The 18,431-nt window shown below is 68.6% G+C and carries 14 protein-coding genes and 4 pseudogenes; 12 read left to right on the forward strand and 6 right to left on the reverse strand.

The window, feature by feature from the left end; all coding sequences use genetic code 11:
• The first annotated feature begins 54 nt into the window (after positions 1–54).
• The 6 genes and pseudogenes from ADK52_RS29010 (at position 55) to ADK52_RS40570 (ending at position 4,641) form a co-directional block, all read left to right on the forward strand.
• Complete coding sequence (locus ADK52_RS29010) at positions 55–1,386, forward strand: ABC transporter substrate-binding protein (protein ID WP_053692812.1); 1,332 nt, start codon at positions 55–57, stop codon at positions 1,384–1,386.
• Positions 1,387–1,556: 170 nt separating this feature from the next.
• Positions 1,557–2,546 carry an aldo/keto reductase gene (locus tag ADK52_RS29015; RefSeq protein ID WP_053692813.1) on the forward strand — a complete coding sequence of 330 codons (990 nt, stop codon included), beginning with the start codon at positions 1,557–1,559 and terminating at the stop codon, positions 2,544–2,546.
• A gap of 387 nt (positions 2,547–2,933) precedes the next feature.
• Positions 2,934–3,374, forward strand: coding sequence for a cupin domain-containing protein (locus tag ADK52_RS29020; protein WP_053692814.1), 441 nt, complete (start codon positions 2,934–2,936; stop codon positions 3,372–3,374).
• Positions 3,375–3,561: 187 nt separating this feature from the next.
• On the forward strand, positions 3,562–3,672 hold the full coding sequence (locus tag ADK52_RS45115) for a hypothetical protein (protein ID WP_420714948.1): 111 nt from the start codon (positions 3,562–3,564) through the stop codon (positions 3,670–3,672).
• Positions 3,638–3,808: pseudogene (locus tag ADK52_RS44020) on the forward strand (IS5/IS1182 family transposase); the annotation flags it as partial. The gene ADK52_RS45115 and the pseudogene ADK52_RS44020, both read left to right, overlap by 35 nt.
• A pseudogene (locus ADK52_RS40570) lies at positions 3,808–4,641 on the forward strand (IS5 family transposase). The pseudogenes ADK52_RS44020 and ADK52_RS40570, both read left to right, overlap by 1 nt.
• Before the next feature lie 50 nt (positions 4,642–4,691).
• Here ADK52_RS40570 and ADK52_RS29030 read toward each other — a convergent pair.
• From ADK52_RS29030 to ADK52_RS29040, 3 genes are all read right to left on the reverse strand, one after another.
• A complete protein-coding gene (locus ADK52_RS29030; RefSeq protein ID WP_053692815.1) occupies positions 4,692–5,405 on the reverse strand; it encodes an alpha/beta fold hydrolase in 714 nt (237 codons plus the stop codon).
• Positions 5,406–5,522: 117 nt separating this feature from the next.
• Positions 5,523–6,293, reverse strand: a complete 771-nt coding sequence (locus tag ADK52_RS29035; protein WP_053692816.1) for an IS5/IS1182 family transposase — start codon at positions 6,291–6,293, stop codon at positions 5,523–5,525.
• Positions 6,294–6,333: 40 nt separating this feature from the next.
• Entirely contained in the window at positions 6,334–7,938 is a 1,605-nt protein-coding gene (locus ADK52_RS29040) for a TROVE domain-containing protein (RefSeq protein ID WP_053692817.1), read from the reverse strand.
• Between the two features lie 1,560 nt (positions 7,939–9,498).
• On the opposite strand from ADK52_RS29040, the gene ADK52_RS40580 reads away from it, so the two are divergent.
• The 3 genes from ADK52_RS40580 (at position 9,499) to ADK52_RS29055 (ending at position 12,394) form a co-directional block, all read left to right on the forward strand.
• Positions 9,499–10,328 (forward strand): IS5 family transposase gene (locus ADK52_RS40580; RefSeq protein WP_420714947.1). Its coding sequence is split into 2 segments (ribosomal slippage): positions 9,499–9,727 and positions 9,727–10,328, totalling 831 coding nucleotides; the frame shifts between segments, so codons are not numbered across the junction.
• 53 nt (positions 10,329–10,381) lie between these two features.
• The gene (locus tag ADK52_RS29050) at positions 10,382–10,906 is read left to right on the forward strand and encodes an AAA family ATPase (RefSeq protein ID WP_053692819.1); all 525 of its coding nucleotides are present in this window, start codon (positions 10,382–10,384) and stop codon (positions 10,904–10,906) included.
• A 291-nt stretch (positions 10,907–11,197) separates the two neighbouring features.
• Positions 11,198–12,394, forward strand: coding sequence for an alpha/beta hydrolase family protein (locus ADK52_RS29055; RefSeq protein ID WP_234344302.1), 1,197 nt, complete (start codon positions 11,198–11,200; stop codon positions 12,392–12,394).
• Between the two features lie 106 nt (positions 12,395–12,500).
• Here the strand turns inward: ADK52_RS29055 and ADK52_RS40585 are convergent.
• Positions 12,501–12,923 (reverse strand): annotated as a pseudogene (locus ADK52_RS40585) (transposase); the annotation flags it as partial.
• A gap of 6 nt (positions 12,924–12,929) precedes the next feature.
• Between ADK52_RS40585 and ADK52_RS45120 the strand changes: the two are divergent.
• Together ADK52_RS45120 and ADK52_RS29065 are read left to right on the forward strand one after the other, a co-directional pair.
• Positions 12,930–13,096 (forward strand): annotated as a pseudogene (locus tag ADK52_RS45120) (IS256 family transposase); the annotation flags it as partial.
• Positions 13,097–13,320: 224 nt separating this feature from the next.
• Complete coding sequence (locus ADK52_RS29065) at positions 13,321–14,310, forward strand: hypothetical protein (RefSeq protein WP_159046051.1); 990 nt, start codon at positions 13,321–13,323, stop codon at positions 14,308–14,310.
• A 231-nt stretch (positions 14,311–14,541) separates the two neighbouring features.
• Here ADK52_RS29065 and ADK52_RS42590 read toward each other — a convergent pair whose 3' ends face one another.
• Together ADK52_RS42590 and ADK52_RS29075 are read right to left on the reverse strand one after the other, a co-directional pair.
• Positions 14,542–15,009: a hypothetical protein gene (locus ADK52_RS42590; protein WP_159046052.1), complete on the reverse strand. Its 468-nt coding sequence runs from the start codon at positions 15,007–15,009 to the stop codon at positions 14,542–14,544.
• Between the two features lie 105 nt (positions 15,010–15,114).
• Entirely contained in the window at positions 15,115–15,645 is a 531-nt protein-coding gene (locus tag ADK52_RS29075) for a GNAT family N-acetyltransferase (protein ID WP_053692824.1), read from the reverse strand.
• 669 nt (positions 15,646–16,314) lie between these two features.
• Between ADK52_RS29075 and ADK52_RS29080 the strand changes: the two genes are divergently transcribed.
• Positions 16,315–16,848 (forward strand): hypothetical protein, encoded by a 534-nt coding sequence (locus ADK52_RS29080; protein ID WP_159046053.1) that lies wholly within the window; start codon positions 16,315–16,317, stop codon positions 16,846–16,848.
• Positions 16,849–18,431: the final 1,583 nt, after the last annotated feature.

Raw genomic sequence — 18,431 nt, forward strand, 5'->3', positions numbered from 1 at the left:
CCCTCGGCCCCTCCCGACCCACTTCATCCGCACACCGAATCAGGAGCACCACTGATGAGAACGAAAAGCCGCCGCCGGATCTTCGCCGCCGTCGCCGCGACGTGCGCCCTGGCCCTCGGCGTAACCGCTTGCGGTTCACCGGACTCGGGGACCGAGAGTTCCGCGAAGGACGTGGCGTCAGCGCTCGAAGCCGGAGGCAAGGTGACGGTGTGGGCGTGGGAGCCCACGCTGAAGAAGGTGGCCGCCGACTTCGAGAAGAAGTATCCGAAGGTGGACGTCGAGCTCGTCAACGCGGGCACGGGCGACAAGCAGTACACCGCGCTCCAGAACGCCATCGCCGCCGGCTCGGGAGCCCCGGACGTGGCCCAGGTCGAGTACTACGCGGTCGGTCAGTTCGCCATCGGCAAATCCCTGGAGGAGCTCTCCCCCTACGGCGCCTCCGCCCACGACCAGGCCTTCACCACCGGCCCCTGGAGCGGGGTGAAGTACGGCAAGGGCATCTACGCCCTCCCCATGGACTCCGGACCCATGGCGCTGTTCTACAACAAGAAGGTCTTCGACCGGCACGGCATCGCCGTCCCCACCACCTGGGACGAGTACGTCGAGGCGGCGCGCGCCCTGCACAAGGCCGACCCGAAGCTCTACATCACGAACGACACCGGGGACGCCGGCGCCACGACCAGCCTGATCTGGCAGGCGGGCGGACACCCGTACAAGGTGGAAGGTACCCAGATCGGCATCGACTTCGGTGACACCGGCACGGCTCGGTACACGGGTACCTGGCAAAGGCTCATCGACGAGCGACTGCTCGCGCCGGTCACCTCCTGGAGCGACGAGTGGTACAAGGGCCTGTCGGACGGCAGCATCGCCACCCTGTCCATAGGCGCCTGGATGCCCGCCAACTTCGTCACGGGTGCCCCCGCCGCGTCGGGGGACTGGCGCGTGGCGCCCCTCCCGCAGTGGACCAAGGGTGCCAAGGCGGGTGCGGAGAACGGGGGCAGCTCCCTCGCCGTGCCGAAGGCATCGAAGAACAAGGCGCTGGCCTACGCCTTCATCGAGTACGCGACCACGGGAGCCGGCGCCACGGCCCGCGTCTCCGAGGGCGCCTTCCCCGCCACGCGGGCCGACCTGGAATCGCAGGCCTTCCTGGACAGCCCGTTCCCCTACTTCGGGGGGCAGCAGGCCAACCGGATCCTGGCCGACGCGGCCCGTGACGTCACCGCGGGCTGGTCCTACCTGCCGTACCAGGTGTACGCGAACTCCGTCTTCAACGACACCGTGGGCAAGGCGTACGTCTCCCCTACGACCCTGGCCCAGGGGCTGGAGGCCTGGAGGGCCGCAAGTGCCAAGTACGGAACGGATCAAGGGTTTACCGTCGCCAAATAACGACGACCGGTGGAGCACGTCCAGAGACTGCCGCGTCGATGCGGCCGACGAGGCCACGGCAGGCTCTCGTGCTCCGGGGGCGGCCACGGCGCGCTCGGGGCGCCCTCGGCTCAATGTTGAGATGTGTTGATTTTGTTCTGATTCTGATGGAGATCGGGCAGGATTGCGACATGAACCACCATGCTGCACAAGACCGCTACGCCGGTATGGCCTACCGCCGCGCCGGAGACAGCGGTGTCCGGTTGCCCGTCGTGTCGCTGGGCCTGTGGCACAACTTCGGTGGCAGCCAGCCGTTGGAGGTGCAGCGGGCGGTGCTGCGCCGGGCTTTTGACCGGGGTGTCACGCACTTCGACCTGGCGAACAACTACGGGCCGCCGTACGGGAGCGCGGAGCGCAACTTCGGCTACCTGCTCGCGCAGGACTTCCGTCCGTACCGGGACGAGCTGTTCATCGCCTCCAAGGCGGGCTACGACATGTGGCCCGGTCCCTACGGGGACGGTGGCGGCCGTAAGTACCTGCTGGCAAGCCTGGACCAGTCACTCCAGCGCATGGGTCTGGAGTACGTGGATGTGTTCTATTCGCACCGCTATGATCCCGAGACCCCGCTCGAGGAGACCATGGGGGCGCTGAACACGGCGGTGCGCTCCGGCAGGGCGCTGTACGCCGGCATCTCCAACTATCCGGCCGAGCGGCACCGCGAGGCGGTGGCGATCCTGCGGGAGCTGGGCACACCGGTGCTGCTGAACCAGGCCCGCTACTCGATCCTCGACCGCACCCCGGAGGACGGACTGCTGGACGCGGTGGGCGAGACCCGCACCGGCCTGATCGCCTACTCGCCGCTCGCGCAGGGCCTTCTGACGAGTCGGTACCTCGCCGGCGAGGTACCCGCGGGGTCGCGGATGTCCGTCGGGCACTTCCTCAAGGAGGAGGCGCTGAGCGGCGCCAAGCTGGACCGGCTGCGGACACTGGGCAAGCTGGCAGAGCGACGCGGACAGAGTCTGGCGCAACTGGCGATCTCCTGGGTGCTACGCGATCCCCGGGTGGTGTCGGTGATCACCGGCGCGAGCAGCGTGGTCCAGCTGGACCAGAACCTCGACGCGCTGCACGGAGAGCTGCTGTCCGAGGAGGAGCTGGTGGAGATCGACTTGCTGAGCCACTGACGGAGCCAGGCCCGTCCGGACGAGCGGAGGCTCACCGAGGCGGGCGGTCCCAGAACGAGCAGTGGGGTGCGGAGTGTCCGTCGACGGGGTGGATCCCGTCCTGAACCCCTGCCCGAAAGCGTCCGAGCCATCGCCGGACTTCCAGGCGATGCCGTGCTCGACCGGGATCCTGGCTGGTGAGCGGGCGAAGCGGGCTGCTTTGTGGAGGGCCATCCGGGCAACGGCATCCACCTGCTGCGCGGTGAGCGGCTGACTCGCGAATCCCGTGGGGGACCGACCAGCACCACTGCGCGCGCTACCTGACCAGAACGCTCCTCCAGAGCTACGACGAGCGCTACGGTTCACCCACCACCCTCAGACCGCCGTCCCGACCGGAGGCTGCCACCGATGACTTCCCGTCCCGAGACCGCCCGCGCCCTCGACCTGGAACCCCACCCCGAGGGCGGCTGGTACCGCAGGGTCTATACCTCTCCCTTCGCCGTTGCGCATCCGGCCGGCCGTGGTCAGCGGCCGTCGGCCACCCTCATCCACTTCCTGCTGGCACCGGGGGAACGGTCCCAGTGGCACACGGTGGCCAGCGACGAGATCTGGCTCTGGCGCGACGGCGGCCCCCTCGCCCTGTACATCAGCCCGCCCGGGCCGGCACCGACCACGGTCACCGAGTACCGCCTGGGATCGTACGGTTCCCCCGGCACCGAGCTCGAGGTGTGCGTGCCCGCCGGCCACTGGCAGAGCGCCTGCCCCGCCGGCGACGAAGAGGTCCTGGTGAGCTGCCTGGTGACACCCGGGTTCGACTTCGCCGACTTCACACTCCTCACACCGACGTAGGGGGTGCGAGGAGCGGGCCCCTGAGGTCTGGCGGGTGCGATCTCCAGCAGTTGCCGCCACTCGCAGGGGGGGAGCCCGGACTGCTGGGCAGCGCTGTTGGGTTAGGCGTTCCTTCCGATCATCCAATCATCCGATCGTTGCTCTGGCCGTTCCGTTGACTGATGCGCAGTGGGCGCGGATGGAGTCGATGTTGCCTGATCGGACGCCGAGGCGAGGCGGTCGGTGGCGTGACCACCAGCAGGTGATCGATGCGATCGCCTGGACGTGTCAGACCGGGTCTCAGTGGGCGCAGGCCTAGGACCACGCCGTTCGTGGTGTTGGCGGACAAGGCGTGCTCATCACCGGCCATCCGGGACCACCTACGACGACGCGGAGTACGGGCCGTGATCCCGCAACCTGCCGACCAGATCGCCAACCTCAAGCGCGGGGGGCGTTGGAGCCGTTGCTACCGAAAGGAGCGAAGGCGGGACGGCCGCCTGTCTGGCCCCGGCGGCAGTTGATCAACGGCATACGTTTCCGGGTCCGAACGGGCGTTCCGTGGTGGGATGCGCCCACTGTGTACGGGCCCTGGGGCCGGATCTACGACCTGTTCCGCCGATGGCAGCGGAACGGTACCTGGCACAGGGTCTTCATCCGGCTCCAGTCCATAGCCGATGCGAAGGGTGCGATTGCGTGGGACCTGAGTATCGATTCCACCGTGTGCCGCGCCCATGAGCACGCGGCCGGGGCCCGAAACCTGGGTGATCTTCAGAAGGAGCCGCCGGGCGGTGTCTTCACCGAGCCCCTTGATCATGGCCTGGGGCGCTCGCGCGGCGGTACACCACCAAGCTGCACCCGGCCGTCGAGCAGGGCCAGAAGCCCATGTCGATCGTGGTGACGGCCGGGCAGCGCGGCGACTCGCCGCAGTTCGAACCCGTGCTCAGGAAGATCAGCGAGCCCCGCATTGGGGCGGGCCGGCCACGTCTATCCCGATCGGGTGCGTGCTGATAAGGCGTATGCCTCCCGCAAGAACCGCGCTTACCTGCGTCGCCGGGGGAACCGCTGCACTATCCAGGACAAAGCCGACCAAGCGCGTCACCGCAAGCAGCGCGGCTCTCGCGGCGGTCGGCTGCCGAAGTTCGACCTGGTCGACTACCGCGAGCGCCACGCGGTCGAGTGCGGGATCAACCGCCTCAAGAGGCACCGTGCCGTCGCCACGCGATACGACAAACCAGCGGTCCGCTATGAGGCGACCGTCCTCATAGCGGCTATCGACGAATGGCTGTGACCAGCGCACATGAGGCGCGTCCAGAAGGAACCCGGAGCGTGGAAGATCTGTCACTCCACGGCGGCATCGAGGAGAATCCGTGCCAGCTCGCGCGGCTGGGAGAACATCGGCCAATGCCCGGTGTCCATCTTGATCAGCCGCCAGTGCTTGCTGTCCAATAGCTCGGCTACGTCTTTGTCGGGCTCGGCATCCTCGTGCTCAGCCCCCGCGAGCACGCACAGGATGTAAGTCGCCGGAAGTTCACTGAGCGGCCTCGCCAGCACGGCGGGCTCGGTCAGCGTGGCGCCTGGGTGAGGCGTCGAGCCGCGGACGAGGCGTGCGATCTGCTCATCAGTGAGACCCTCGCCATCGTAGTGAGAAGCTGGCGCGAGCGGCCAGAACCCTCCATTTTCGGCGATCGATGCCTTTACCGCCGCTCCGCCGTCCGGCCAGGCGGAGACAAACGACTCGCCGTCAGTTGGAACACTGGAGTCCACGAATACCGCGCGGGCCAGCCGGTCCCCGATCCGCTCCGCGGCCTGCCCGACTGGAATGCCCGAGTAGCTGTGACCTACCAGGACTACGTCACGCAGGCCCTGGCGTTCCACCTCGGCAACGATGTCCTGGACATGAGTCGCTTGCCCCGCCGGGACACCCCGCTTGTCAGCAAGGCCGGACAGTGTCAACGGGTAAACGCCGTGGCCAGCCGCACGCAGACACGGCGCCACCTCGTCCCACGCCCACGCCCCGAGCCGTGCACCTGCAACCAGCACGAAATTCACCATGCTCGTACCGTAGCCGAGCAGCCTAACGCTCCCCAGAAAATACTTTCGATACGCGCCCTAAAGGTTGTTGCAGAAGGGTGGGTGCGGGCGGGTTGGTGTGCTGGCTGACCTGCTGTTTCACTGTGTCATGGCGAGGTTGTGCATGGTGGCGACGGCCTGGACGGCGTGGTGGAGGCTGTCGCCTTTCTGGCGGCAGTCGCGCAGGATCTTCCAGTTCTTCATCCGGGCGAAGGTGTGCTCGACGCGGGCCCGCACCCGTCGGTGTTCGGCGTTGTCCTCTTCCTGGCCGCGCAGGAGGGGGCGTCCGGCTCGTCTGCGGTGCGGGACGATCAGTCCGGTGCCCAGGTAGGCGCCGTCCGCGATGACAGTCGTCCCAGCCGCCTTCGCGGGCAGGTCCGACTCCCGCCAGACGTGGGCATCGGCCTTGTTCCCGGGCGCCGGACGGGCCGAAGCGACGACCAGGCGGGTGTCGGCGTCGATGATGACCTGCACGTTCGCCGAGAATCGATAGTTCCTCGACGAGGCGCCGACGGTGCGGTCGCGGACCGGGATCAGGGTTCCGTCCACGATCCACAGCCGTTCGACGTCGGCGACGGGCCGCGGTGCCGGCTCCAGCGCCAGCAGCGGGCCGAGCTTGTTGATCACCCGGCAGACGGTGGCCGGGGAGATCCCGAAGAGCGGGGCGAGCTGGCGCATCGTGAGGTTGGTGCGGTAGTACACCGCCACCAGCAGCACCCGATCCGCCAGCGGCAGACACCACGGCCGGCCGCCCCCGGGCCCGTTCCCGCCCCGCTCCCGCACCACCCTCAGCAGCTTCTCGAACCGGCCCATCCGCAAACCGGTGAACGTCTCCACCCACAACGGCTCAGCCCGCAACACCCCACCCATACAAGAGGAATGCCCCATCCCGGATGTTCTGCAACAACCTTTAGTCCTGTGACGTCCATGGCCATCGGGCCTCGCGGCCGGCCTCGACGAGGCCGATCATCCGGAACCCGGCGTCCGTCAGGCCACCGAAGGTGTGCCGGTTCGGGCCGCCGGGGCCGTGGGCGGGCTGGTACCCCGCCAGGTTCCAGGTGTAGACCGGGACGTCCTCCGGGACCGGTTCCGCCGGACCGCGGCGCCCCAGGTGCGGGCCCGTCTGCTCGTCGGTGACGATCAGGACCCTCCCGTGGCCCCGGTAGTGGGCGCGTACCGCCTTGGCGGTGTCGGTGCCCCCGAGGTTGTTGAACCGTTTGAGTACGTCGAGCACCGGCTCCCCGGACCGGAACGGCACCTGCGCGCTCGACGATCCGAACTCCACCAGGTCCGCCTCCTCGGCGCGCATCGCCAGCGCCGTGCCGAAAACGGCCGCGGCGTCCGCCCGGGTCAGGGTGGACCGCTCCGAGACGGTGCCGTAGAACATGGACCCCGACCGGTCCACCAGGATCAAGGTCCGGCCGGTCAGGGCCGGTACGTTGGCCAGCGAGTGGCTCAGCGCCACCTCCAGCCGCGCCGACCAGCGCGCCGAGGGTGCGTGGCGGTGGGCGGCCAGGTAGCGGAAGGGGAACTGCCGGGACCGGGCGACCTCCTCGGCGTCCGAGATCCGTGCGGCGACTCCGGCCGCCGCCTCGTCCGAGATCCCGGCCCCGTCGAAGTTGCGCAGGTTGCGCAGCAGCGCCATCGGTCCCATCGAGGGGATCACGGCTTCCCAGACGGCGGCGTCCATCGGTCCCTGGAGCCAGCCCGCCAGGGCCTCCCAGGTCATGCCCGCCGCGGCCAGCCGCTCGGCGCCGTCCGGCCCGGTGACCACGGCCCGCCGCTCGTCCACCGGCAATTCCATCAGGGCCCGGTGCGCGGTGAGCAGCCGGTCGCCGGGCGGCGGCGACGCGTCCTCCGGGCGGTGCCGGCGGTCCAGGGCGTGCCGGAACAGCTGGCCCTGCCAGGGCTTGGCCGGGTCCGGTGTGGCGTGGACGAGGTTGAGGACGTCGCCGAAGCGGAAGGCCTTCGACGCGGTGTCGTACTTCAGGAGGGAGCGGAAGGAGTACAGCCGCCGTACGGCGTCGGCGATGCCCCGTTTCACGGGCTGTGGGACGCTCCGCCCGTAGGCCGAGGTCCAGTGGGCGAGCAACTCGCCCGGTTCGTCTGCGCGCTGGAGCACCGAGTCGATGACGGACCGGTTGGACGGCCCCACGCAAGACCCGGCGGCGAGCCGTGCCCTGACGTACGCGGCCGCCCCGATCAGGGAGGCGGTACGCATGTTTCCTTCGCCCCGGAGCCAACGCAGCAGGCCGGCCGTCCATGCGGGGTCCTGGAGGGCGAGTTCACCCACGAGGCGGGTGTACCGCTCGTCGCGTTCTTGGCCGCTCTCGTAGAAAGTCTGCTGGGAGACGAAGTTCCCCACGGCCAGGAGGAAGAGCTCCTCGCGCGGCTCCCGGACGAAGCCGGGGCCGCCTTCGTAAGTGAGCGGGTCCGCCCCGGTGGGGTGATGGTGGGACCACGGATCGGGCGCGGTACGGGCCGCCGCGGCGGAGATGTGCGGGGCCACGAGCATCTCGGACCAGATCTTCGACGTGCGCGGGGTGTGACGAGGCAGGGAATCCCCCCGGATCCAAGGGCAATGGGAAGCCCCGTCCGAGGCGTCCGACGGGGCGGAGGGACGGGCGGGGCAGACGCCCGCGCCACCCCGAGATCAGAAGTGGCCGCGGCGTCACTTGGTTTCGGAAGGAAGTAGCCGCAGCCGAGCGCATCGGGGGACGCGGTCGCGCCGTCACATTAGGCAGGCCCGCGCACCGCGTGCCACTCAATTAAGCGGCCGGGTCTCCGGTCCGTCCGGCCCGGCAGGCCCACGACAGCGGCCGGTGCCGCCGTAGGCGCCAGGAGCTGTCCGGCCGATCATGTGCCTGTGTCGTGCTCGGGTTGCTGTCTTGAGTGTCGATGACGGGCGAGAACGCGGCAGCGCTCTTCGCCCGGACACTGAAGTCCATCAGTCCTGCCTCATAGGTGCGTCAGCACGGAACGTTCGGGCATCTGGATGACGTCAGAACGAGGAGTCAGAGACGCCGTGCAGGCGCGGCAGCTTCCGTTCGCCCGCCGGCTCGGCTACGCCGAACGCGCCAGCTCCACACCGTGTGTCCCATGAGAGCCACGGCGACGACGCATGCTGCCACGCGAGTTACGTTCCAGGTTATGGCGAAAACCTGACCCTGCGAGTCCGCCTCCACGCCCAATCGCTGAGTCGCCTCGAAGAAGGCGATCAATGGAACAAGCAGCCGGAACAGAAGGCCACCAACTCCGGGTGTTCGCGCTACGTTCCCGATGAGTCCCAGAGGCGCACCAAACGCGAACGCCGCTATTCCCCACACGAGAATTTGCCCCTCGCTGGATGTGTCGGATTCCATTCCGGCCGGAATGGAGGCGGTGGGTTCCATCCCTGCCGGAACAGCGGGATTTATCTCCTTGAAAAGGTAGTATGTGACGACGCCGATGGCCAATCCCAAAGGCGCCAGCAATGTCGACTCGATTTTAGAGCGGCGGAAATAGCCCACCAATAATGCGTAGCAGGCCCACGGCCAACCACTAGAAAAAACAATACCCGCGGCGACGCAAACGGGATTTTCCCATTTTCCGACAATGGGGCCCGCTAGGCCAAGTAGCAAACCCGACCCGAGAGACACAGCGACCGGTACAACTCGAGCACGCGTAATGCGCATGATTCCTCTTCCCCGTTCGTCGAGTAAGTCCGAGTTGGACGTGGCGCCACTCTGAGACGGTGCGGACAACCGAACAGGCCCCGACTGGCGCACCAACCTACCGCGCGTTACGCGGAGTTGCCGCCTGGTGCGGGGATCGGAACCTAGTCGACGCTGCAGTCGGTAGAGCAGGTGTAGGCGAGGCCGGCAGTGAGGTTCGCGTTGGAGACGTCGCCGGCTGCGGCGTGAACGCGACGCGTGCTGCCCGCGAGCTTCACCGTGGACGAGTGCCCCTTCGCCTCGTGCGCTTAATTCGAGTAGCAGTACTTATGGATTGCCCCGGTGCTGACTTCCTTTCCGTACTAGGTCCTGTCCGGCGGATCATGTGAGGGTCGCCTCGCGGGAGGGTCATTGTTCGGTTTGTGGGGCGGGGCGATCTGACGAATGACGAGTGGGCGCGACTTGCGCCCCATCTGCCGAAGTCCGGAGGCCGGGGCGGGCGTTGGAGTGACCACCGAACAGTGATCAACGGGATCTTGTTCCGGATCCGCACAGGAGTCCCTTGGCGGGGTCTGCCGAACCGGTTCGGGAGCTGGAAAACCGCCTATGAGCGTCACCGTCGGTGGTCGGCGGACGCCGGATCGACTGGAGCATGGTGAGCGTGGACTCCACCTCGTGCCGAGCCCATCAGCACGCTGCCGGAGCTCCGTGCAGGACGCCGCGAGTTCCCAAGCGGAGATCAACACCTCGGCAGCACCGCCCCGACGAAGGACTCGGCCGTTCGCGGGGCGGTCTGACCTCCAAGATCCACCTTGCCGGGGAAGGCGGTCTCCGCCCTCTGGCGCTGCTGATCACTCCTGGTCAGTGGGGCGACAGCCCGCAGCTGATCCCAGTCCTCGAACGCATCCGGGTAAAGCGCCTCGGCGGTGGGCATCCACGCACTCGTCCCGACCACTTGGGCGGCGACAAGGCATACAGCTCCCGCCGTAATCGCCGCTACCTACGCAGACGCCAGATCAAACACACCATCCCGGAACCGAAGGACCAGCGAGCCAACCGCAGGCGCAGAAGAAGCCGAGGAGGCCGGCCAGCGGGCTTTGACAAGGAGAGATACAAACGCCGCAACGAGGTCGAGCGCACGATCAACCGGCTCAAGCACTTCCGCGCCGTGGCTACGCGCTACGGCAAGCGCGCCTACGTCTTCCACGGCACTGTCACCGTGGCGTCCCTCCGCCTGTGGCTCAGCCCGTGATAGGGCGGATAAAACGGTGGCTTCCTGATTCGCTTCCCTGCCACGATCTGGGGGTGACCACGTTGTTCCTGATGGTCGGCCTGCCAGGGGCCGGAAAGACCACACGGGCTCGGCAGCTCGCCGCAGAGCACGGCGCGCTGCGTCTGACGCCCGACGACTGGATGATCCCCCTGTTCGGCGAGGCGGAGGCGGACGGGAAGCGCGACGTGCTGGAGGGGCGCATGCTCTGGCTCGCCCTGGAGGCAGTCAGACTGGGCACCGACGTCGTCGTGGACTACGGCTGCTGGTCACGGGACGAACGGTCCGCGATCCGCTGGCTGGTGGAGGCCGAGGGGGCGTGCTTCCGCATGGTCTACCTGCCGGTGGACGAGGAGACCCAACGCACCCGTATCGCCCACCGCTGGGCGACCACCCCCGCGGAGACGTTGCCGATGTCCGAGGCCGACATCCTGCACGGGCGCGCGCATTTCGAGGAGCCCGACGCGGCGGAGCTGGAGGGCCGCAGGGGCGCCGGCCCGCCGCCCGGGTGGGTCGACTGGCGGGAGTGGGCCGCCGACCGGTGGCCGTCGTTCGCGTGACTGCTGCGGCCCACGACAACTCAGCCGTACCGGGCGTGCCTGCAGGATCGACTTCGAGTGGCCTGGCTCGCGAGCCTGAGGGGATCGGGATCGGGATCGGGATCGTCTCGCGAGCGGGCGATGGCGCCGACCGCGTCAGCCCCGGGGTGTAAGCCCGTGGGCGGATGCTCTGCGGGAGGAGTACGTGACAGCGTTCCTCTGTGCCCACGGACTGTCCGTCGCGGCATGGTTGACGTTCCGTTACTAGGGGAGGGCCCCGTGAATACCACGCCGTTCATCAGAGGGAAGAGCATGACGCGCCGCGGCGTGCTGGGAGCCGCGTTGGCCGCCGGGGCCGCCGTGCCGCTTGCAGCCGCCGCCGGCCCCGCGTGGGCCGACCCCGGGACCTCGGCCGCGGCCGCCCCCGCCACGGCGCGGCTCACGTTGCCCGTGCCGACCGGGCCGCATCCGGTGGGCACGGTTCAGCTGCATCTCGTCGACCGGTCGCGTCCGGACGACATCGCGGGCCCCGGGCACTTCCGCGAGCTGATGGCCACCGTCTGGTATCCCGCTCGTGACGTCCAGCGGTACCCGGTGGCGCCCTGGATGCCAGCCGGCGCGTTTCAGGCCTTCCTCGCCGACGTCGGGTTCAGCGAACTGGCCCCCCTGGGGCCGCTCACCGCCGGCCACGTGGGTGCTCCGGTGCTGCGAACGGGCCAACGGCTGCCCGTCATCGTGTTTTCGCACGGTGCGCACAGCCACCAGGGCGACCACACCGTCGTGGTACAAGAGCTCGCCAGCCGCGGATACGCTGTTGTGACGGTGGCTCACCAGTACGACACGTACACCGAGTACCCCGACGGCCGGATCGCCGTCCCGCTCCGCGACCGGCAGGCGCCGACGCTGCCTGGGGACTTCGCCGCTGACCTCCGCTTCGTCCTCGACTGCGTCGAGGAGCTCGCCGCCGGGTGCAATCCCGACGTGGACCGCAGGGAGCTGCCGGCCGGGCTGCTCGGCTCCCTCGACCCGCGGCGCATGGGCGCGTTCGGCTGGTCGAAGGGCGGGACGGCCACGGCCTGCGCCATGCTCGCGGATGAGCGCATCCGGGCCGGGCTGAGCCTTGACGGCCCCATGCAGATGAACCCGCCGCTGGCCGGTGACTTGGACCGGCCGTTCATGATGATGTCCGCGGTGTTCACCCGGGCCACGGATCCCGAGGCCGCCGCGTTCTGGTCGCACCTGCGGGGCTGGCGGCTGAACATTCAGGCCCAGGGTGCCGCCCACATCTCGTACGGCGACAATGAGGCACTGTTCCCGCAGGTGGGGAAGCTGTACGGATGGAGCGGGCAGCAGCTCCAGGACGTGATCGGCACCCTCGATCCGGACCAGGCGGTGAAGATCCAGCAGGCGTACCCGCTCGCGTTCTTCGACGAGCACCTGCGCCACCGTCGGGGGCACCTGCTCGACGGGCCGTCCCCGGCCTTCTCGGCAGTAACGTTCCTTCCCTGAGCGCCCAGGGGCCAGCACCGGTTGATGGGTGTCGCGCTCGCGGGGGCCTGGAGAACGCACTTCCCTGGTGACCTCGGACAGGTCAAGCGGACTGGTCGCCGTAGCTCCTTGCCCGCAGGCACCGGCGGTTACGGCGGGACGAATACGCTTTGTCTCCCCCGACGTGGTCTGGCCGGGTGGGTCGTCGGCCGCCACCTGGCCTTGGGACTTTGACCTGTTCGAGGACAGGAATGAACTGCGGGGCGTCACCCCACTGTCCGGGCGTGATGACGAAGGCCAATGGGCGACGACCACCCTCGCTGGCCGGGTGGATCTTGCGGTTCAGCCCTCCGCGGGAGCGGCCCAGGCCCTCATCAAAACGGTGCTTGGCCGGGCGACTGCGGCGGCCCGGGATTCCGCGGTGTTCGGTTGAGGGCGCCGGCCGCGTGCTGGTGTGCTCGACAGGACGTCGAGTCCACACTCACCATGCTCCAGTCGATTCGCCCTTCCGCACCGGCGTCGCCCGGACGGCCCGCAGGATCTTCTCCCACGCCGCAACAGTCGCGACGGGACTCGCGCGAAGACCGTGCTGACAGAAGTCGCCCGGCCGCGAAGGGCCTGACCACCGGCGAGTTCTTGGCCCATCTGGTGGAGGTCAAAGGCATTGAGTTGTCCCGCCAGACGATCCATCGAGGCCTACGGTGTCGGGGTATGCACGAATGGGCTCTGCCGCTGATCTTGTGACGACCGCTGTCCCCGCCGGTGATTGGGGGCGTCGGTGTGGTCGAGGATGATGTGCGGATGATGACTGGTCAGGGGCAATGTTCGATTCCGCTGTCGGCGTTCGATGCGGAGCGCATACCGGTGCTCGTGGGCGGCTCGGTAGCCGGGCGCTACGCGGTAGGTGGCGCCGTCGTCGTCATGGCCCGGCCGGCACGGTGGTCATCATGGAAGCGGGAGATGGCCTTGACCGGAGTGGAGTGTGGAACGCGGAGGAGGTCCGCCTGCTCGGGCCCGCACCAGTAGCGGTCGCAGACCGGCTCATGGGGTCGTCCTGGGGCGGGGACGAAACCTTGTTGCCGATCCACATCGCGGTCCGTGTTGAGGGAGAGGTTCTCTATCTGGGCACGGGCCGGGTGAGCCGGGCCGGCACATCCGACGGCGTTCTGACCGACTGCGAAATCCGCCTCGAATCGCCCCTGAGCAGGGAGTTTCTCGACAGGGTGCGTCCCCTGCTCCCCTCAGGGGACCTGCCGGGTCTGGAGTGGCTCAGGCATGTGAACGGCGGCCGGGTAGCAGCGCTGGAGGAATTCATCACCGGCTGGTACCCGGCTCTCACCGAGACTGACGCCGAAGGGGTCAGACCGGCCACGACCCGTACGGGGCCGCACGTGCCCGATGGATTGAGGCAGCTGTACCGGCTCGCGGAGCAGCGGCCGGGCGTCCTCGGGGTCCAGAACAGGATCCTGCCCGAGACAAGCCTGCACACCGACCTTCGCGGGGAGATGCGCATCTTCGGTGACGAGAGCCAAGGAGGCTTCTTCTGGTCGCTTCTGTGGACGCTCGACGAACCGGAGGCCGATCCGACGGTCTGGTTCGGCGAGTTCGATGAGGAACTGATCGCCGAACAAGAACCGCTCAGCGGCTTTCTGATCCAGTTCTCGCTGTTCGAGGCTTCCATGGGCGCCGACTACCTCGCCCTGTCCCGCAGACTCACGGCGCTGCAGGTCGAGCAGATCACCCAGGCCCTACAGCCCGTGCCGCTGCGGCCCTTCTGGCCTTGGGTTCCCACTCACTTCTACGTGGCACCTGGTCTGGTGATGCGTATCAGCAGCGAGGATGGCGAAGAGTTCGACGTCTGGGCCGGGGCTACCCACCGATGCGCTTTGAACCCGCTGGCCGGCTTCCCCATCGACTGGCTGCGCTTCGACGGCTGACCGTCACAAGATCAGCGACAGAGCCCGTTCACCCGTACTGGACTGAGCAGATTGGCACGTACGCCGACATACGGATCGGACGGCTTCAAGTTCACTCAGCACAGAAGCACTGGGATGACCCCGACCGGCACTGCTGGGATTGGCCCGTACGCCCTGTCCTGACGTGCCGGGCTGGCTGCGGCCGTGCAGCGAGCGGCCTATGTGGGGAAGGGGGCCGGGTAGGTGCCCTTCTCATGTTTGGGTGTCCGGGTTTGTGGTGGGGGTTGGAGCAATCTCCTTGTCGTTGGACGATGGTGGTGCGTACGGGGTGGTCTCGATGGTGTTCCGCCTTGTCTTGCCGGAGACGAAGGCCCGCCGTCCGGCCCTGCCTGCCTTCGGGCGGCGAACCAGGGTCTCGGCGCCGTCGATCCGCGACCGGATCCCCGCGGCCTCGGCGTAGGCGAACACGTCCGCCAGAGTCCGAAGCCGCACGCCGAAGTGGTCGGGGACTGCGAAGCCACGCATGGCCAGCAACGGGCGGATCTCCCGGATGGCACGGGAGCTCGTGGAGGGGGCGATGCCGTGCAGCTCGGCGAGCGCGGCGTGCGGGAGCCCGGTGCGTAGGTGGGACCAGGGTGACGAGCAGGCGGTCGGTGAAGAGCAGGTTGTGCTTCGGGCCGGCACCGACCTGTCGCTGCCGCTCGGCACCACGCCGCTCACGAAGCTCCGACTCGCACCGGGCGAGCCACAGATCGGCCAACTCTTCGTTCAAAAGAACTTCCCTGCAGAAGAGCAAACGCAGCCGGCGAAGCACCGGCCCGAGCATCAGGGCCTCAGCAGTCCGCCCACCCACCAGTCGTGCGGCTTGCCATCGTTGGCGATGCCGCGATTGCGCAGTGTCCCTTCGACGGTGAAGCCGAGTTTCTCGGCGACGGCACGCGAGCCGGTGTTCCCGGCCATGGCCCACCACTCGATGCGGTGCACGTCGAGCGTGGCCCAGCCCCAGTCGCACAGGGCCCGAGAGGCCTCAACCGAGTACCCGCGTCCGCGCTGCTCCTTGACCGCCCAGTAACCGAGCTCCCAGACGCCGCGGCTGATGAGGGTCAGGCAGTACGAGCCGACCAGGGTGCCGGTGTCCTTGCGGAACGCGCCGAGGGTGTAGTCCCTGTCCTCGGCCCACTGAACGGGCAGCGTCTCGCCGACGAGCTTCTCCGCGTCCGCACGCCGGTACGGCACCGGCACCGGGGTATAGAACTGGACGTCCTCGTCCTGGCAGGCTTCGTACACCGCATCCACGTCGGCAGGCGCGAAGGCCCGCAGCACCAGACGGTCGGTCTCAAGAGTCACTGGATCCATCGCGGCAGTATGACCACCATCAACAACCGGCGACCAGCGAATATCCCGACCGAGTACCGCCCATCGCAATGCCCTGGGCTGGTCAACGGTCGTCGCAACACCCGAGATCAGCTGCCCCGAGACGGAGCTACGCCCACCATCAATCGCGGACCGAGCCTTTGGCATCCTGGCATCCCAAGTCACCCACGGATCACCGTGGAAGGGGGCCGGCTCCCGGTTGTCCTGCTGTTCAAACGCCGTACCGGCAAGCGGAATCCGTGACGCGTCGCGCCGTGACCGCTGCTCAGCTGCGGCGTCCGTCAGGGGCGGAAAACCTCAGGTCACAGGTGATACAGGGAGTAACTCGCGCAAAGGGGGTTGGTCCAATCTGTCTCGCGTGTACTTGCTGATACCCGCTCTCACCTGTCGCCGGAACTATGCGGTGAATCCCCTGAATTGCTACCGGTTCCAAACACCGCACCAGGGATACCGCACGATCGCGCTGGCGCGCGAGACTGCCGACAGAGCCGGCGCCCCACGGGCCCGGCTCTCGGCATGTCGCGAGCCGGCTACCGGGCAAAGAGATCGGTGCAGGGGGAGTTGTACAGAACTGCCGTCATCCGTCGGGCCGTCCTGACACTATCTCGGGTGTCATGAAACCCTGATGTCTCGTGGGTGAGGGGTATGGCGATGGGCTGGATCGATGAGAGCGGCCGTCATGAAGGAGCCGTGGTGGCCCTGCTGTCGGACGGCGCAGAAGCTCTGCCCGTGGTCGCTCTTGGCGACGGCACCGCCTGGTGGGACAGCGACGGGACGGTGTCCGAGAGGGCAGCCGGTGTCAAGGCCGCCTGCGGCTGCGGATGGCGGGTGAGCGCTGTCCATCCGGTGGGGTGGGGGGACGTGGAGGCCACCGAGGGGTACGGGGCGCGGACCGGGCCGGCCGCGGACTGGGAGTACCACGTCACCGCAGTCGAGGGCCTGGTCCCGCGGGACGTGGAGGGCATGCTCGCCGCACTCCTCGACCGGATCGGGGAGCTGGCGCAGACGCAGCCCGTGACCGCCTTGCGAGCGGTCGCCCGGCTCCAGGACGCCACCCCACTCCTCGCGGTCGACACGGTCCGTGCTGCCCGCACCGCACTGGTGTCCTGGGAGGCGGTCGGCACAGCCCTGGGATGCACACGCCAGTCAGCCCACGAACGCTACGCCCGTCATGGGAAGGACTGAACGGCTGCGGGCTGCAGTGGCGTTTCGCCGATGAATCAGGCTGCCCGGGCGGGTGAATCCGGGGCCGGAGCCCTGTTCTGGCCGGGGCGGGGGCGGATACGGCCCCGGGCAGGCCAATACCTGGCGCAGCGAGCAGCCGGCGTTCGCCGCCGCCTGCGACGCAGTAGCCGCCTCGACCGTGCGGCGGGCGGAGCGCCGTCCCTCGCGATTCATGCCGGGGCTCCATCGGCAGTTCCTGGAGTATCTGCGGTCCGGGATGGCGACGACGAAGGCTGCGGCCGAGGTCGCCATCACGACCGCGACAGTCCATCCCGTACGACCGGACCGTCGCCGGTGGTCGTCCGCAGGTTGAAGCTCAGGGAACAACCGATCCACCGGCTTCACCACGGCCCCGTCTGCGTCCGGCAGCACGTACAGCGTGCCGGGTGCGCTGACTCCAGCAACTCACCCGATTCCGGCAGTACGAAGTTCGACCAGATCCCGGGCAGAACCACCGGTCTCAAGCATGGCCGGGAAGCTAGCAGAAATGCTCTCTGACCTGCGAATACCACCCATCGCCGATCTCTGACCGGCGCCTGCCCCTCTCCGCGCCGCTCCACGCGTGGCCGGGCCGGGCCGGGCGTGGGGGTGCGGCCTCCGTCGCGGCCCTGATGGCCAAGGCCGCACCCCGCAGCAGCATCTACCCCGATATGCCGGTCGCATGTGCGTTTCGTGTGTGTTCAGGCACGTCAGGGCCTTGAAGGCCCCAGCGCGGGAAAGTGGCCGAGCAGCCGGCGCCCGCCCTCGGCCGGTCAGCCCAGCATTCCGATGGTCACTGGCTTCCCGGCGGTACGGCCCGGGGCGATGAGCGCCGGTACCGTGCCCGTCGGCCCGAATACGGGTGTCGACGGGTTGTGCGACCGGATCCGGGCCGCCCTCGCAGGATGGGTGCCCCGGCTGCTCGGCATGCATGTTCCCCCGTCGGTATGCGGCCCGGTCGAGGTGGTGCGGCTGGTCGCTGTGGTGGCTGATGCCGCGGAGCTCACGGTGCTTCCCGGCGACGCCGCCGCGGCGCGGACGGAAGTGCATGGGGCGGCGGTCAGGGAGTCCGCGGCCGCGGGGAGGTGGCCGGGGGTGGACGTACGGGCCGAACTGGCCGACGTGCGGGCCGGGTGCCGCCGTGCGGCCGTCGCCCACGGACCTGACGGTCCCCGTCGCCTTCTGACCTTGCTGCGCGGAGGATGAGCAGCACGCCAGGGCCGGTGTGGGCCGGCTGTCTGTGCGACGGCACTACCACCGTGTTCAGTACCGACAGGCGGAGACGGAGCGGGTATCCGGGGTATCGGGCGTTGGGGAACTTTCCGGATTGGTTGACCGTTCATTCATGTGTGGGGCGTGGGAAGGGACTGTGTCCCCGGGCCCGGTCGATGCCTGCGGGGAAGATCGTTCGGCTGAAGCCCTCCGGAGCTCTCCGGAGGAGCTCTCCGCTGCGAGGCGACCACCCTCCCGCGCCCACACCCTGACCGTCCCGCCCGGTTCCCCCCGCCGGCCGGGGCGCCGCCCCGACCGGCCTTCCCCCCGGCCGGTCGGGGCACCTTCGTACG

Origin of the sequence: Streptomyces sp. WM6372 (assembly GCF_001279655.1) — a bacterium.
Classification (GTDB): domain Bacteria; phylum Actinomycetota; class Actinomycetes; order Streptomycetales; family Streptomycetaceae; genus Streptomyces.

Excerpts from the sequence above, each read along its gene's own strand:
- ADK52_RS29080 (WP_159046053.1), top strand. The coding sequence starts at position 16,315 with ATGGGCTGGATCGATGAGAGCGGCCGTCATGAAGGAGCCGTGGTGGCC.
- ADK52_RS29055 (WP_234344302.1), top strand. The coding sequence starts at position 11,198 with ATGACGCGCCGCGGCGTGCTGGGAGCCGCGTTGGCCGCCGGGGCCGCC.
- ADK52_RS45115 (WP_420714948.1), top strand. The coding sequence starts at position 3,562 with ATGTTGCCTGATCGGACGCCGAGGCGAGGCGGTCGGTGGCGTGACCAC.
- ADK52_RS29015 (WP_053692813.1), top strand. The coding sequence starts at position 1,557 with ATGAACCACCATGCTGCACAAGACCGCTACGCCGGTATGGCCTACCGC.
- ADK52_RS29020 (WP_053692814.1), top strand. The coding sequence starts at position 2,934 with ATGACTTCCCGTCCCGAGACCGCCCGCGCCCTCGACCTGGAACCCCAC.
- ADK52_RS29075 (WP_053692824.1), bottom strand. The coding sequence starts at position 15,645 with ATGGATCCAGTGACTCTTGAGACCGACCGTCTGGTGCTGCGGGCCTTC.
- ADK52_RS29065 (WP_159046051.1), top strand. The coding sequence starts at position 13,321 with ATGGAAGCGGGAGATGGCCTTGACCGGAGTGGAGTGTGGAACGCGGAG.
- ADK52_RS29010 (WP_053692812.1), top strand. The coding sequence starts at position 55 with ATGAGAACGAAAAGCCGCCGCCGGATCTTCGCCGCCGTCGCCGCGACG.
- ADK52_RS29030 (WP_053692815.1), bottom strand. The coding sequence starts at position 5,405 with ATGGTGAATTTCGTGCTGGTTGCAGGTGCACGGCTCGGGGCGTGGGCG.
- ADK52_RS29035 (WP_053692816.1), bottom strand. The coding sequence starts at position 6,293 with ATGGGTGGGGTGTTGCGGGCTGAGCCGTTGTGGGTGGAGACGTTCACC.
- ADK52_RS29040 (WP_053692817.1), bottom strand. The coding sequence starts at position 7,938 with ATGCTCGTGGCCCCGCACATCTCCGCCGCGGCGGCCCGTACCGCGCCC.